At 71.2% G+C, this 14,036-nt stretch carries 15 protein-coding genes; 5 read left to right on the top strand and 10 right to left on the bottom strand.

Annotated elements, in window-relative coordinates; translation table 11 throughout:
* Positions 1–5: 5 nt before the first annotated feature.
* From L107_RS08130 to L107_RS08115, 4 genes are all read right to left on the bottom strand, one after another.
* Positions 6–1,142, bottom strand: a complete 1,137-nt coding sequence (locus L107_RS08130; protein ID WP_159817752.1) for a glycosyltransferase family 1 protein — start codon at positions 1,140–1,142, stop codon at positions 6–8.
* A gap of 10 nt (positions 1,143–1,152) precedes the next feature.
* Positions 1,153–2,349 carry an NAD-dependent epimerase/dehydratase family protein gene (locus tag L107_RS08125; RefSeq protein WP_106222131.1) on the bottom strand — a complete coding sequence of 399 codons (1,197 nt, stop codon included), beginning with the start codon at positions 2,347–2,349 and terminating at the stop codon, positions 1,153–1,155.
* A gap of 65 nt (positions 2,350–2,414) precedes the next feature.
* The gene (gene psb34 / locus L107_RS08120) at positions 2,415–2,579 is read right to left on the bottom strand and encodes a photosystem II assembly protein Psb34 (protein WP_106222129.1); all 165 of its coding nucleotides are present in this window, start codon (positions 2,577–2,579) and stop codon (positions 2,415–2,417) included.
* A 57-nt stretch (positions 2,580–2,636) separates the two neighbouring features.
* Complete coding sequence (locus L107_RS08115; RefSeq protein WP_370515442.1) at positions 2,637–3,458, bottom strand: thiazole synthase; 822 nt, start codon at positions 3,456–3,458, stop codon at positions 2,637–2,639.
* Between the two features lie 66 nt (positions 3,459–3,524).
* Here L107_RS08115 and L107_RS08110 point away from each other — a divergent pair, with 66 nt between their 5' ends.
* Positions 3,525–4,094, top strand: a complete 570-nt coding sequence (locus L107_RS08110) for a hypothetical protein (RefSeq protein ID WP_159817750.1) — start codon at positions 3,525–3,527, stop codon at positions 4,092–4,094.
* Between the two features lie 40 nt (positions 4,095–4,134).
* Here the strand turns inward: L107_RS08110 and L107_RS08105 are convergent, their stop codons facing one another.
* From L107_RS08105 to rpmI, 3 genes are all read right to left on the bottom strand, one after another.
* The gene (locus L107_RS08105; RefSeq protein WP_159817748.1) at positions 4,135–4,698 is read right to left on the bottom strand and encodes a tetratricopeptide repeat protein; all 564 of its coding nucleotides are present in this window, start codon (positions 4,696–4,698) and stop codon (positions 4,135–4,137) included.
* Positions 4,699–4,735: 37 nt separating this feature from the next.
* Complete coding sequence (gene rplT, locus L107_RS08100; RefSeq protein WP_015109852.1) at positions 4,736–5,083, bottom strand: 50S ribosomal protein L20; 348 nt, start codon at positions 5,081–5,083, stop codon at positions 4,736–4,738.
* A gap of 74 nt (positions 5,084–5,157) precedes the next feature.
* Positions 5,158–5,358 (bottom strand): 50S ribosomal protein L35, encoded by a 201-nt coding sequence (gene rpmI, locus L107_RS08095; RefSeq protein ID WP_159817746.1) that lies wholly within the window; start codon positions 5,356–5,358, stop codon positions 5,158–5,160.
* A gap of 73 nt (positions 5,359–5,431) precedes the next feature.
* On the opposite strand from rpmI, the gene L107_RS08090 reads away from it, so the two are divergent.
* The 3 genes from L107_RS08090 to L107_RS08080 are packed head-to-tail and all read left to right on the top strand — an operon-like array spanning position 5,432 to position 9,479.
* A complete protein-coding gene (locus L107_RS08090; protein WP_159817744.1) occupies positions 5,432–7,021 on the top strand; it encodes a SpoIID/LytB domain-containing protein in 1,590 nt (529 codons plus the stop codon).
* 25 nt (positions 7,022–7,046) lie between these two features.
* Positions 7,047–8,441 carry a glycosyltransferase family 2 protein gene (locus tag L107_RS08085; RefSeq protein WP_236550578.1) on the top strand — a complete coding sequence of 465 codons (1,395 nt, stop codon included), beginning with the start codon at positions 7,047–7,049 and terminating at the stop codon, positions 8,439–8,441.
* Positions 8,442–8,474: 33 nt separating this feature from the next.
* Positions 8,475–9,479, top strand: a complete 1,005-nt coding sequence (locus L107_RS08080; protein ID WP_159817742.1) for a glycosyltransferase family 2 protein — start codon at positions 8,475–8,477, stop codon at positions 9,477–9,479.
* Between the two features lie 44 nt (positions 9,480–9,523).
* Here the strand turns inward: L107_RS08080 and L107_RS08075 are convergent, their stop codons facing one another.
* Positions 9,524–11,386: a DNA polymerase III subunit gamma/tau gene (locus L107_RS08075; RefSeq protein WP_159817740.1), complete on the bottom strand. Its 1,863-nt coding sequence runs from the start codon at positions 11,384–11,386 to the stop codon at positions 9,524–9,526.
* 65 nt (positions 11,387–11,451) lie between these two features.
* Positions 11,452–12,390, bottom strand: a complete 939-nt coding sequence (locus L107_RS08070) for a hypothetical protein (protein WP_159817738.1) — start codon at positions 12,388–12,390, stop codon at positions 11,452–11,454.
* Positions 12,391–12,581: 191 nt separating this feature from the next.
* Here L107_RS08070 and L107_RS08065 point away from each other — a divergent pair, with 191 nt between their 5' ends.
* Positions 12,582–13,295 (top strand): hypothetical protein, encoded by a 714-nt coding sequence (locus L107_RS08065; RefSeq protein ID WP_159817736.1) that lies wholly within the window; start codon positions 12,582–12,584, stop codon positions 13,293–13,295.
* On the opposite strand, the gene L107_RS08060 is transcribed toward L107_RS08065, so the two are convergent.
* Positions 13,286–14,023, bottom strand: coding sequence for a lecithin retinol acyltransferase family protein (locus L107_RS08060; RefSeq protein ID WP_159817734.1), 738 nt, complete (start codon positions 14,021–14,023; stop codon positions 13,286–13,288). The genes L107_RS08065 and L107_RS08060 overlap by 10 nt on opposite strands.
* Between the last annotated feature and the right edge of the window lie 13 nt (positions 14,024–14,036).

Raw genomic sequence — 14,036 nt, 5'->3', positions numbered from 1 at the left:
GACCCTCAGGCGGCCTGGGGCAAGCGGCCCTGCTGGAGCACCTGGTGGTAGTAGCCCTGCAGCTGGGCGGTGGCACCGGCCCAACCCCAGCGTTCGGCCTCCTCGCGGGCGGCCAGACGCAGCTGGCGGCGGGCCGCCGGATCCCCCAGCAGCCGCTGCACGGCCGTGGTCAGGCTGGCGGGCTGGTCGGGGTCGTAGAGGCAGCCGTTGACGCCGTCGCTGACGATGTCGGGGATGCCGCCCCGGTTGGCCCCCACCACCGGGCAGCCGGCGGCCATCGCCTCCAGCAGCACCAGTCCGAGGGTTTCGGTGCTGGAGGGGAACAGGAAGGCGTCGCCGCTGGCGTAGGCCGAGGCCAGCTCCTGGCCGGCCAGATAGCCCACGAAGGTGGTGGCGGTGCCGTCGAAATGGCGCTCCAGCTGCTGACGGTGGGGACCATCCCCCACCAGGGCGAGCCGGGCCTGGGGCATGGCTTCCAGCACCGGCCGGATGCGTTCGATCTGCTTCTCCGCCGAGAGCCGGCCGATGTACAGGAGCAGATGGCCGGTGTCGTCGTGGCCGCCGTGGAGCCGCTCACGCATGGCGCCGGAGGCCAGTTCGGGGCGGAACAGGTCGGTGTCGACGCCCCGCTGCCAGAGGGCCGTGTGCTGGATGCCCCGGGCCGCCAGCTCCTCGACCATGGCGGTGGAGGTGCAGAGGTTGAGCTGGGCCTGGTTGTGGGCGGCCTTGAGCAGTTCCCACAGCAGGGGCTCCAGCATCCCCATGCCGTAGTGCTCCAGGTATTTGGGCAGATGGGTGTGGTAGCTGGCCACCAGGGGCAGGCCGCGGCTGCGGGCCAGCCAGATGCCGCCCAGCCCCAGCACGGCCGGATTGACGACGTGCACCAGATCGGGGCCGAAGCGGTCGAGGGCCTCCGAGACCGCCGGCCGCGGCAGGGCCAGCTTCAGCTCGGGATACAGGGGCAGCGGCATGGCCGGCACCCCCACCACCCGGGCCCCCATGTAGCCATCGGGAGCGCCCTCGGGGCAGAAGATCAGCACCTCGTCGCCGGCCAGCACCAGCTGCTGCACCGTCTTGGTGAGCCGCGTGACGATGCCGTCGACCTTCGGCAGGAAGGTTTCGGTGAAAAAGGCGATCTTCACAGGGGGGAGATCAGGCGAAGGCCTTGATCGCTTCGGCCTGGCGCTGGGTCCAGGCGGAGAGGCAGGGGATCTTGGAGCGGTCGCAACGGTCGGCCCAGCGGCGGGCCACGTCGACCACCTCGGCCAGCAGGCCGTCATCGAGGGTGGTGGGCTTGAGGCCCAGTTCGATGAAGCAGCGGTTGTCGACGATCAGATCGTTCTCGATCGCCTCCTTGCGGGGGTTGGGGAGGTAGTTGATCTCGGCGCCGGTGAGGGCCGCCACCTTGCGGGCCAGTTCGCCCACCTGGTGGCTCTCGGTCATCTGGTTGAAGATCTTCACCTTCTCGCCCGGCTCGGGGGGGTGCTCCAGCGCCAGCTGGACACAGCGCACCGAATCGCGGATGTGGATGAAGGCCCGGGTCTGGCCGCCGGTGCCGTGGACGGTGAGGGGGTAGCCGATCGCCGCCTGCATCAGGAAGCGGTTGAGGACGGTGCCGTAGTCGCCGTCGTAGTCGAAGCGATTGGTGAGCCGGGGATCCCGCTGGGTGAGCTCGGTGTTGGTGCCCCAGACGATCCCCTGGTGCAGGTCGGTGACCCGGATCGCGTCGTTCTTGTTGTAGTAGAAGAACAGCAGCTGATCCAGCGTCTTGGTCATGTGGTAGACGCTGCCGGGATCCGTGGGGTGCAGGATCTTCTCGGTGAAGCAGGTGCCGTCCGGCTGGGGCACTTCCACCGTCAGGTAGCCCTCCGGGATCGTGGCGCCCCGGTGGGACCCGTAGCCATAGACGCCCATGGTGCCCAGGTGCACGATGTGGACGTCGAGGCCGCTGTCGACGATGGCCGCCAGCAGGTTGTGGGTGCCGTTGACGTTGTTGTCGACGGTGTAGCGCTTGGTGGCGCTGCTCTTCATCGAGTAGGGGGCGGCCCGCTGCTCGGCGAAGTGGACGATCGCCGCCGGGCGCTCGCTGCGCAGCAGTTCCAGCAGCCGGTCGTACTCCCGGGCGATGTCCAGGTGCACGAAGGTCATGGCCCGGCCGCCCACCTGCTCCCAGGCCCGCAGGCGGTCCTGGATCGTGGCGATGGGCGTCAGGGACTCGACGCCCAGGTCGATGTCGATCTTGCGACGACTCAGGTTGTCGACGATGACGACGTCATGTCCGGCTTCCGCCAGGTTCACGGCACAGGGCCAACCACAGAAGCCGTCGCCGCCGAGAACGAGAACCTTCACCCCAGACTCCTGAACGAGCAGTTGCTCAGACGGGCAAGCTACTACAGGCCTCAGAGGCCCAGCCCTCAGCTGATGCCGGCCGCCACCGCCACCATCACGGCCACCAGCACCAGGCCGCCGATCAGCAGCATGCGGTTGGCGCCGCTGGTCTCCCCCGCCTCCTGGAGCACCATGCGGGGCTCCTTGGCGAAGGCGTTGAGCTTGCCGCCGTCTTCTTCGGTGACCTGCATGGCTGGGGATCGGTTTGCGGCAAACCCTATGGAGCGGGCCGGCGATCGGCCCGATCGTCAATGCTTCGTCACACGCCCCTCCAGGGGAGAACTGGCCCGGGCCTCGGCCCGCTGCGGCAGCCGGCCCGCCAGCAGGGCGGTGCGACCGGCTTCGGTGGCCAGGGCCATCGCCCGTGCCATCGCCGGCGGATCCCCCGCCAGGGCGATGGCGCTGTTGATCAGCAGGGCGTCGGCGCCCATCTCCATGGCCTGGGCGGCCTCGCTGGGCACCCCCAGCCCCGCATCCACCACCACCGGCACGCCGGCGTTCTCGATGATCAGGGCGATGTTGGCGGCGTTGCGGAGGCCCTGGCCGGAACCGATCGGCGACCCCAGCGGCATCACCGTGGCGCAGCCGGCCTCCTCCAGCCGCTTGGCCAGCAGCGGATCGGCGTTGATGTAGGGCAGCACGGCGAAGCCTTCCTTCACCAGCTGCTCCGCCGCCTCGAGGGTGCCGAAGGGATCCGGGAGCAGGTGGCGGGAGTCGGGGATCACCTCCAGCTTGACGAAATTGTTGTCCTCCTGGCCCGCCAGCCGCGCCAGCTCCCGGCCCAGCCGCGCCACCCGCACGGCCTCCTCGGCGGTGGCGCAGCCGGCCGTGTTGGGCAGCATCCAGATGCGGTTCCAGTCGATTGCCTCCATCAGGCCGCCGTGGCCTGGGGCGCCGCTCTGCACCCGCCGCACCGCCACGGTGACGATCTCGCAGCCACTGGCCTCCAGGCTGGCCTGCATCGTCTCCAGGCTCGGGTACTTGCCGGTGCCGGTCATCAGGCGGCTGCGGAAGTGGCGGCCGGCGATCACCAGATCGTCACGGGAGGTCAGGGGGGCGATGGCGGTCACGGTCGGGGGCCTGCGGCGGACGGGCGCATCCCGATTAGTCTGCCTTCTGCCCCTGAGACCCACGCCATGCCGGTGCCCCTGGCCGCCGTGCCCCTGCTGGTCGCCGCCAGCCCGGTGCTTGCCTCCAGCCCTCTGCCGGCGGATGGATTCGTGCCCTTCACGGCCCCCGAGGCCCAGGTGATCGGCCAGGACGGTGGCACCAACGGCGAAGTGGAGACCTTCGATCCCATCGCCCGGGCCCGGCTGATCGCCGAGCAGATGCCCCGCCGCTGGAGCGGCCGCTACCAGTCCTTCAGCGGCGGGCCCGCCGTCCCCGTCCAGCTGCGGATCGACGGGGCCACCCCGATCGGCCAGATGGTGGATCTGCGGGGGGCGATGGCCGTCGGCGGGGTCGAATCCCCCGTGCAGGGCAACCTGAACGCCAAGTCCGACCAGCTCGACCTGCTGCTGCTGGGGGATCCCCTCGGTGGCGCCCTGGAGCCCGGTGGCGCCTTTCAGAGCGTGCAGGGCCTGGCGCTGAGCGGCTGGCGCGCGCCCCGTCTGACCACCCCCGGCGGCCGGCTGCAGCTGGTGCCGGAGCGCACTGCCCAGGCCCCCGCCGCCGCCGATCCGGCCCCGGTGCGCGGCCTCTGGTGAGCCAAGCCATGGGGCCGGCAGCCAGGCCGGCCGGTGGGCATCAGGAGGCCTTGCCCTTCTCGCCCGCCTCACGACCACTGCGCCGTTCCAGGATCGCGAGCCGCTTGCGGGCCGTCTTGTTGGTGGCCTCCAGCTCCAGCACCTTCTCGTAGAGGCTGCGGGCCTCGTCGGCCTTCGACTGCTTCTCGAGGGCGAAGGCCAGATTGTTGAGGGCCACCGGGTAGTCGGCCTTGGCCCGCAGGGCCGCCCGGTAGTGACGCACGGCGGCGCTGTAGTTGTTCTGGGCCGCCAGGGTGAAGCCGAGGGCGTTCTCCATCAGGGCCCGCGCCTCGGCAGGCACCTTCTCGGCGTCGGCCAGCTTCAGGGCCTGCTTGAGGTTGCCCTGGGCCTCGCTGTAGAGGCGCTTGCGCAGCTGCACCGAGGCGAGCTCATAGAGGGTGGAGGCATCCCTGGGGCCGCCGGCGGCCTTGTCGTTGCCTCCGAGGCGGGCCAGCGCAAGCTCATCGCGCCGCACCCGCAGGATCTGGCGGCCGACCACGATGGCGGCCACGCCCAGCAGGGCGATCAGGCCGAGCAGGTAGGCCTGGGGCAGCAGATCGGTCATCGTGTCCGGCCGGACGGTCGGGGCTGGGGGGACGGCGTCAGTGGCCTGCCGCGGTGGCCACGGCGGTGAAGCTGGCGGGATCGGCGACGGCCAGCTGGGCCAGCATCTTGCGGTTCAGGCGCACGTCGGCCCGCTTGAGGCCGCCGATCAGCTTGCTGTAGCTGAGGCCGTTCATGCGGGCGGCGGCGTTGATCCGGGCGATCCAGAGGCGGCGGAAGTCACGCTTGCGGCGGCGACGGTCGCGGTAGGCATTGCAGAGGGCCTTCATGACCCGCTGGTTGGCGGTGCGGAACAGGCTGCCGTTGCTCCCCTGGAAGCCGCGGGCGAGGCGAAGGATCTTGTTGCGGCGTTTGCGGGCGACGTTGCCCCTCTTGACGCGGGCCATGGGAGGTGAGCTTGGGGTAGGAAACGGGGTGGAGAAACGGGAAGGCGGACGCTCCGAAGGGAGTCCGACCGGACTCAGCCGGCGTAGGGCAGCATCCGGGCCACGTTGTCGTGGTCACGATCGTCAACCAGCGCCATGGTCCCCAGGTAGCGCTTGCGCTTGGGGCTCTTGTGATCGAGCAGGTGGTTGAGGAAGGCACGCCGGCGCATGAACTTGCCGGTGCCGGTGGCCTTGAACCGCTTCGCGGCCGCTTTGCGGGTCTTGAGCTTCGGCATCTCGGTAGGCGCAAGCACAAACAAGCACACTACGACGCGGGTGAACCCTCCTCCAACCCCCCCTTGCCCGTCGATGTCGCTGCGTCCCCGCGTCCTGCCCCGGCTGCTGCTGGCGGCGGCGCTCCTGTTCCCGGTCGGCTGCCGGGCCGACCAGGGGCCGCCCGCCCTGACGCCGCCACCCCCTCCGGACGCCCGTTCCCCTGGGGAGACCAGCCTGATGCACTGGCCGGTGGCCCGGCCGGAACCGGTCACGGCGGCCCGTCCGGTGCTGGCGGTGGCCCTGGCGGCCCGCCTGGGTCCGGCGCCTGGAGACGCCCCCGCCGCGGCGCCCCTGCGCCTGCGCAGCCACGAGGGCCTGCTCACCCTGATCGACGCCAATGGCCAGCGCTTCCAGGCGCCCTCCCTGGTGCTGCACTGGCGCCGGCAGGCGCTGCCAGGGCCCGTGGCGCTGCGGCGCCGGGTGCTGGGTCCGTTCGCCAGCTTCGAGAGCGCCGAGCAGGCGGCCGGGTTGTGGCGTTCGGTGGGTGTGGCGGCCGTGATCGCCCGGCCCCGCGAGTGGGAGGTGTGGGCCCCGGCCGGGGCCCCCGACCCCGCTGCGCTGCCCGAGGGGCTGCGGCTGCAGGCGTACGAACGGACGGTCAGCGAGCGCGTCGGCCTGGAGCTGCGCCGGGCCCAGGGGGTGGTGCCCCTGGCGGGGCCGATCCGGATCGAGGCCCCCGGCGGCCTGCTGTGGAACCAGGGGGTCTACGCCGGCCCCTTCCAGCTGCTGAGCGACGCCCACGGCGGCTGGAGCCTGGTGGAGCAGGTCCCCCTGGAGCGCTACCTGGAGGGGGTGGTGCCCCATGAGATCGGGGCCGGGGTGCCGGCGGCGGCCCTGGAGGCCCAGGCCGTGCTGGCCCGCACCTGGGCGGTGCGCAACCAGCACCGCTTCGCGGCGGATGGCTACCACCTCTGCGCCGACACCCAGTGCCAGGTGTACAGCGACCCGCGCGATGCCGGCGCCGCCGTGCGCCGGGCCATCGCCGCCACCCGGCTGGCCGTGCTGATGGGCGCCGATGGACCCATCCACGCCGTCTACCACGCCAGCAACGGCGGCATCAGTGCCGGCTACCAGGAGGCCTGGAGCGGGCCGCCGGTCCCGTACCTGAACCCCTTCCCCGACGGGCCTGCTCCCTTCCAGGCCCGGTTCCCGGTGCCCCTGGCCGCCACGGCCCTGCCGACGCTGCTGCGCGACGGCCAGGCGGCCTGGGGGGCTGACCATCCCGTCTTCCGCTGGCAGCGGCGGCTCACGGCGGACCAGGTTGCCGCCGCCCTCGGGCCGGGGCGGGCGGTGGGGCGTCCCACCGCCCTGAAGGTGCTGGCGCGGGGCCCCAGCGGCCGGGTGCTGGCCCTGGAGGTGCGGGGAACCTCGGGCCGCACGGTGCTGCGGCTGGATGCGATCCGGCGCACCCTGCGCACCCTGCCCAGCACCCTGTTCACCCTGCGGCCGGCCGGCGAGGGGGTCTGGCAGCTCTCCGGCGGGGGCTTCGGCCACGGGGCCGGGCTCTCCCAGGCGGGGGCGATCGATCTGGCCGGTCGCGGCTGGAGTGCCCGGCGGATCCTGGCGCACTACTACCCGGGCACCTCGCTGCAGCCCCTGGGTGCCGGCGGCGATTCCCCCTAGAGTCACCGCCTGCATGAGGTTCACCATGGCTGCCGGCGGCAGTGACAGCGATCGCCGCCGTGCCAAGGCGGCCCTGTTCCTCGCCTTCTGCGGCCTGGTGGGGATCGCCCCCCACTGGTTGCCACCGGGCCGCAGCCTGGTGCCGGCCCTCACCCTGGCGACCCTGCTCGGCGGTTACAGCCTCAGGACCGTTCTGCTGCAGGCCTTCCGCCGCAGCCCCAGCGTGGCTCCCGCGGCGGCGGCCCCGACGGCGGACGGCCCGGCCGTCGATGTGGTGGTGGCCGCCCGTGATGAGCAGGCGGTGATCGCCCGGCTGGTGGAGCGCATCGCCTCCCTGCGCTGGCCCCAGGGGCAGCTGACCCTGTGGGTGGTGGATGACGGCAGCGACGATCGCACGCCCGAGCTGCTGGCCGATCTCCAGGGTCGCCATCCCTTCCTGCGGGTGCTGCGCCGGCCCAGGGATGCGGGCGGCGGCAAGTCGGGGGCCCTGAACCTGGTGCTGCAGCAGCTGGGCGGCCGCTGGATGCTCGTGCTCGACGCCGACGCCGATCTGCAGCCGGATCTGCTGGAGCGCCTCGTTCCCTGGGCGGAGGCCGGGGGCTGGGCGGCGGTGCAGCTGCGCAAGGCGGTGGCCAATGCCCCGACCAACCTGCTCACCACCGCCCAGGCGATGGAGATGGCCTTCGACGCCATGATCCAGGAGGGGCGTCTGGCCAACGGCGGCGTGGCCGAACTGCGGGGCAACGGCCAGCTGCTGTCACGGGAGGCGCTGCTGAAGGTCGGCGGCTTCAACGAGGACACGGTGACGGACGATCTCGACCTGAGCTTCCGGCTGCTGCTCGAAGGCCTGCCGATCGGCGTGCTCTGGGATCCGCCGGTGCAGGAGGAGGCCGTGCTGACCCTGCCGGCCCTCTGGCGCCAGCGCCAGCGCTGGGCCGAGGGCGGTCTGCAGCGCTTCTTCGACTACGGCCCCGGCCTGGTCTCCGACCGGCTCGGGTTCAGCCAGAAACTCGATCTCACCTGCTTCTTCCTGCTGCAGTACGTGCTGCCGGTGGTGGCCAGCGCCGATCTGATCGGCACCCTGCTCACCCGCACGGCCCCCACCATGTGGCCGTTCTCGATCGTGGCCCTGGCCCTCTCGGGCATGGCGATCGCCACGGGGTGCCGCCGGCCGTCGGAGGGTCCCCCCCTGCCGGCGATCAACCCCCTCAGTGCCGGTCTCGGCATCCTCTACCTGGTCCACTGGTTCCTGGTGATCCCCTGGGTGACCCTGAAGATGGCCCTGCTGCCCAAGAAGCTGGTCTGGGTCAAGACCCTGCATCTGGGCCAGGACCATGGCGATCCGCTGGCCCCGGCCGACCCCGGCGAGGGGGCGGCGGATTCCGATCCGGAACTCGCCTCGGAAGCCAGCCATGTCTGAGGGCCCGGCAGCCCGCTGGCCGGGCGGGTCGCCGTGAGCAGCGGTCGGTGGCACCGCGAGCGGCAGGAGGGTCCAGCCCCACCGTCACCGGCACCGCTGGTGTCCGTGATCATCCCCAGTTACAACGCGATTCGCTACATCCAGGACACCATTGCCTCCGTCTATGCGCAGGCGCACCGACCCCTGGAGGTGATCGTCGTCGATGACGGCTCGACGGACGGTTCCTGGGAGCTGCTGGAGCAGCTTCAGGCCAGCACGTTTCCGGAGCTGGTGGTTCTGTGTCACCCGGGTCGTGAGAACCGGGGCGAGACGATCGCCCGGGCCCTGGCGCTGGGCAGGGCGTCGGGCCAGTTCATCGCGGTGCTCGATGCCGACGACCTGTTCCGGCCCGGGAAGCTGGAGCGTCAGCTGCAGGCCCTGGGCCAGCACCCCGATGTCGTGCTCTGCCATACGGCGGTGGAGGTGGTGGGGGACACGAGCCGGTCCAGCTACTTCCAGTCCCACTTCAACAACAATCCGGAGGGTCCCTATCGCTTCTCCCATCTCTCCGAGTATCTGATCAGGAACAGGATCTGCAATTCCTCGGTTCTCGTCAGGGCGGAGGCCCTGCGATCGATTTCCTGGGCGACGAATCTGGTGCTGGGTTTCGGCGACTGGCTGTGCTGGGCTCTGCTGGCCCAGCGGGGCCGCTTTCTGTATCTGGACCAGCCCCTCACCGGCTACCGCGTCCATCCCGATTCCAAGACCACCGCTTTTGTCAGGCACAAGCTGCGTCGCCTGTTCGCCCTGCTGGAGTTCAAGCTGGCCCTGCTGGCCCGACTGGAGCATCCCGTGCTGGCGGCCAGGGTGTTTCTGTCTCTCTGCGAGACGATTCGACTGATGATCGTCGAGTATCTCTGGGATCCGGCCGGCCACGTCTACGGCAACCCGCCGATCACCATCAACCCGGTCGTGCGTCTGCTGCTGCTCACCGGCAAGCTGGCGCGCTGGGCCGGCCATGTCCCCCGGCGGCTGCGGGGTGGTCGGACGTCGCCCTGAGGCCCTGAGGCCCTGAGGCTCCGGGCCGGTGCGGCCGTTCGCGATCAGATCAGTTCGGCATCGCCGTTGAGGCCGCTGATCACCTCCCCATTGAAGAACTCGGCCAGGCGCGTGGCCTGGGCATCGATGGCCGCCGGCACGGCCCTGGGTTCGTCGGGCTGTTCCCTGGCCGCCGGGGGCGGCGTCGCCGGGGGAGCGGGCCGGTGATCGGCCGCCGGGGGGCCGGGGGTGGAGGGCCTGGCTGCGGCCGGAGCGGCGGTGGCCGGAGCAACGCTGGCGGTGGTGGTGGTGGCGTTGCTGGTGGCTGCGGCTGTGGCGGGCCGGGTGGGGGAGGCCACGGGGGGGCGGGCCGAGGCCGGTGGAGCCTGGGGGCTGGTCGGCCGGGCGCCGGGGGCGTCGCTCCCCGCCTCCAGGGTCAGCTGGCGCGGGCTCCCCAGGGCGCTGGCCACCGCCTTCTCCAGCAGGGGCAGGCGGCTCTGAACCATGGCCATCCAGGTTCCGGCCACCCGCACCACCGCCCGCCGCTCATCCAGCCGCAGCAGCTGGGCCTGCTGGGAGAGCAGCATCCGGGTGGAGGGCAGTTCCAGCCCGGCGAGGATCTGCTGCCACAGTTCGGCCAGATCCTCGCCGGCGGGGCCCGGTCCCTCCGGGGCGGTCGCCGGGGCCATGGCCGGGGTCGGATCCGGGGGTGCCGGCGGTGGTGATGCCGGGGTGGCCGGCACGGGCTCCGGGCTGCGGGCGACCCGCGGGCTTTCGGCTCCGGTCTGGTGCGCGGCCTGCGGGGCGGCGGCGGGTGCGGCGGCCACGGCGGCCGGTTCGGCGAGCAGGCCCAGCAGCAGCACCTCCAGCCACAGCCGCGGCTGGACGCTGTGGCGCAGCTGCTGTTCGCTGCCTTTCAGCTGGGACTGCCATCGCAGCAGGCGGGCCTTGCCGATCCGGCGCGCCACCTCCGGCAGCCGCGGCCGCAGCTCGGGCGTCACGCTGGTGAGCTCCAGCCGGTCGGGGGCCACCCCCGCCAGCAGCAGATCCCGCAGCAGGCTCACCAGCCCCTGGAGCACGGCGGCCGGTTCCCGCCCCCGGTCGAGCAGTTCCCGGCAGCCCTCCACCACCTGGAGGGGATCCGCCTGCGCCATGGCCTCGGCCAGCTGCAGCAGTTCCACCTCCGGCACCGCCCCCAGCAGGTCCCACACCGCGGCGGCGGCGATCGGCGCCGGCAGCAGGCTGAGCTGGTCGAGCAGGCTCTCCGCGTCCCGCAGACCCCCCTGGGAGCGCTGGGCCACCAGGTGCAGGGCCTCCGGGGTGATGCCGATGGACTCCTCGGCGGCGATCCACTCCAGATGACCCACCAGGGCCTCCAGGGGAATGCGGCGGAAATCGAAGCGCTGGCAGCGGCTCAGGATGGTGGGCAGCACCCGCTGGGGGTCGGTGGTGGCCAGCACGAACACCACCCGTGGCGGGGGTTCCTCCAGGGTCTTGAGCAGGGCGTTGAAGGCCGCGGTGGAGAGCATGTGGCACTCGTCCACCACGTAGACCTTCCAGCGCGCCTGGACCGGGGCGAAGCGGGAGCGTTCGATCAACTCCCGGATGTTGTCGACGCCGGTGTTGGAGGCGGCGTCGATCTCGATCACATCCAGGGCGTTGCCGGCGGCGATGTCGAGGCACAGCTGGCAGCGCCCGCAGGGCTCCGGGGTCGGGCCCGGGCTGGCCAGACAGTTGAGCGAGCGGGCCAGGATCCGGGCGCTGGAGGTCTTGCCCGTGCCCCGGGGCCCGCTGAACAGGTAGGCGGGGGCGATCCGGTTCTGCAGCAGGGCCTGGCTGAGGGTGTCGGCCACCGCCTTCTGGCCCACCAGCTGGTCGAAGCGCTGGGGCCGGTACTTGTGATGAAGGGGCTCGTAGGCCTGGACCATGCACCCTGCCCTGACCGGACAGGGAGCCTAAGGCGGACCGCCTGCGGGCGGATCGGCGGGGCCGCTCAGCGGTAGGTGGCGTGGATGTGCTCCTGGATCGGCGGATGGCGGTCGTACTGATGCAGGATCGCCGGAACCCGACCATCCACCTCCACGAGCCCGTCGCCATTCACCCGCAGGTGCTCCCCCCCCGCCTGGGCGACGGTGGCGACGAAGCCGTTCCACGGCACCGTCTGGAAGGGGAAGCCGTCGAGGAGAAGCATCTTGATGTGAAAGGCCTGATCCCAGACCGGCAGGGTGTCGAGGCACTTGTCCTGCATCACCCGGATGGTTTCCCGGCAGAAGGCGTCGAGGTACTCCCGCATCGACCCGATGGTGCCGATCGAAACCCCCGAGCAGACCGAGACCCTGTCGGCGAGCTGCCGGAAGATCTCCTCGCCGTAGGCCGCCCTGATCCAGACCGCGTTGGAGTGGCAGTCCCTGACCCTGAGGATCTCGTCTCCCGTGTAGCGACCGGAACCCACATGGGCAAACGGGTCGGATTGAAAGATCACATCACGCACATCGGCCAGCAGGACGGAGCCGATGTCCCCGTCGTCGCGCTCAGCCAGCAGGTCCCGGGCGGCGAAGTAACGGCGCAGGCAGACATGGACGTTGAGCAGGCTGAGGCCGAGAACGGACGGCCGGTCGTGGCGGATGATCGGCCGCAGGCCCAGCTTGCTCTTCAGCAGCAGCAGGGCGATGAGCTTGGCCTTCTTCAGGCGTTGCCGGAGCTGGCTGGCCGTTCCGTTCTCTCCCGGCCGGCGTGATCGCTTCCTTTCGGGGATCTGGAAGAACCGGAGGTTGGGATAGCGCTCGCTGAGGATGGCGTAGCGCACCGCATCGGACGGCGAGGTGATGATCGTCACCTCGGCTTCCTTGCAGGACCGCTGTGCCGACTCCAGAAACGGGATCAGCTGGACAGGGTGATAACCGAAGGAAGAGGTGATGATGAGATTCTTCACGCATCCCAAAGGATGGTTCTGGGTTGATCCTACATCGCATGCGCAATCGGGCCGCATCCATGCTGATGTTCTCACTTCGGCGGCCGCCGTTCTGTGGCGGGGGCGTTGCCATGGCCGCCGACAGAAAGACCGAAGGAACCGGGTCGATCCTGTAGGGTGGCGAGGACATTTGGCCGACAGAGTCTTTCCCGGTGGCGATCATTTCCCTGGAAAAGAAGTTCATCTTCATCTCCAACGGCAAGACCGGAACAACATCCATCGAGAATCAGTTGGGCCCCTACGGTGATGTGGACGGACTCAACACCGGTCTGCCGGGTCTCTGGGCCAACAAGCACATGCCGCCGGCGGTTCTGCGCGCCCTGCTGCCCGGTCCTGTCTGGGAGTCCTGCTTCAAGTTCGTCTTCGTGCGCCATCCCCTCGACTGGTTCACCTCCCAGTTCGCCTACAACCTGGCGCCGCGCCGCGGTTCGCCCCCGGCGGTGGAGCCCCCCGGGAGGGCCCGGTCGGTGCTGCGGCGCCTGGCGGGCCGGCGGGTCGATCGCCCGGCGACCCCGCTCCCGGCCCAGCCGCCTCCGCCCGTGGCCCGGAGACGCTTCACGCTGGAGGACGTCAACCTTCTCCACGGCCAGCTGCACCGCTATCGGGGACTGCCGATGGCCCCGACCCTGCTCCAGACCTCCTACGTCTGCAGTCCCGACGGCGAGGTGATCGTGGACTTCATCGGCCGCTTCGAAACCCTCGCCGCTGACTTCGAGAGCGTCAGCCGCCGGCTCGGCTGCCAGCTGACCCTGCCGCACCTGAACGCCACCGATCACCTGCCGCCCGGCGAGGCCTTCGAGCCGGAGGCCGAGGCGCGGGTGAGGCAGCTGTGGGCGGTGGATTTCGCGACGCTGGGTTACGACTGAGCCGGGCCCTCGGCGGGCCCCCCCGGCTCCAGCAGGCGCTGCAGCCGGTCCTCCATCTCCTCCACCGCCGCCAGCTGGTCGGCCAGGTTCTGCCCCGCCAGGCGCAGCCGCTCGTAGGGGTCGCTGCCGGTGGCGAGGCTGCCATCCCGATCCCCTTCGCCCCAGCGCCGTTCGGCCCGGGCGAGCTCCTCCTCCAGGCGCTCCTGCAGTCGCTGCCGCAGGCCATCGAGCTGCTCCAGGCTGCGGCGGGCCAGCTCCCGACCCCGGGCCAGCTGCTCGGGATCGAGGCCGCTGGCCAGGGTCTCGGCGAGGGACTGGCCCTGGCGCAGCAGCACCCGCGCCCCGGTGAGCAGGGCCGCCGGCACGAACTGGCCCAGGGCCAGGGCGCCGAGGCTGCCGGTGTGCAGCCAGTCCTCCACCTGGGCGCTGCGATGCCGACCGGTCTTGCACCAGTGGGCGAAATGCTCGCAGTTGTTGAACAGCAGGTTGTACCGCTGCTCCCCGATGCGGCCCATGGCCCGCCGCAGGGTCACCCCCACCGGCGAGCAGGCCCCCTCCGGATAGGTCACGGCGCTGACGGGCTCCCCGCGGCTGAACTCCTGCAGGGGGCTGCGCAGGATTTCCCGACCCTCCAGGTAGTGGGCCACGGTGCCGTCCCCCAGGTCGATGCCGTGGTGCAGGAACAGGCCGTGCTGGCGGGGGGCCTGCAGGTGGTCGGCGGCGGCCAAGGCGTGGGGCGGA

The organism is Cyanobium sp. Copco_Reservoir_LC18 (assembly GCF_009834675.1).
In the GTDB taxonomy this organism is placed as follows: Bacteria; Cyanobacteriota; Cyanobacteriia; order PCC-6307; family Cyanobiaceae; genus Cyanobium; species Cyanobium minutissimum.
Note: the sequence above shows the minus strand (reverse complement) of the source record. Positions and strands in the feature narration are given on the sequence as shown.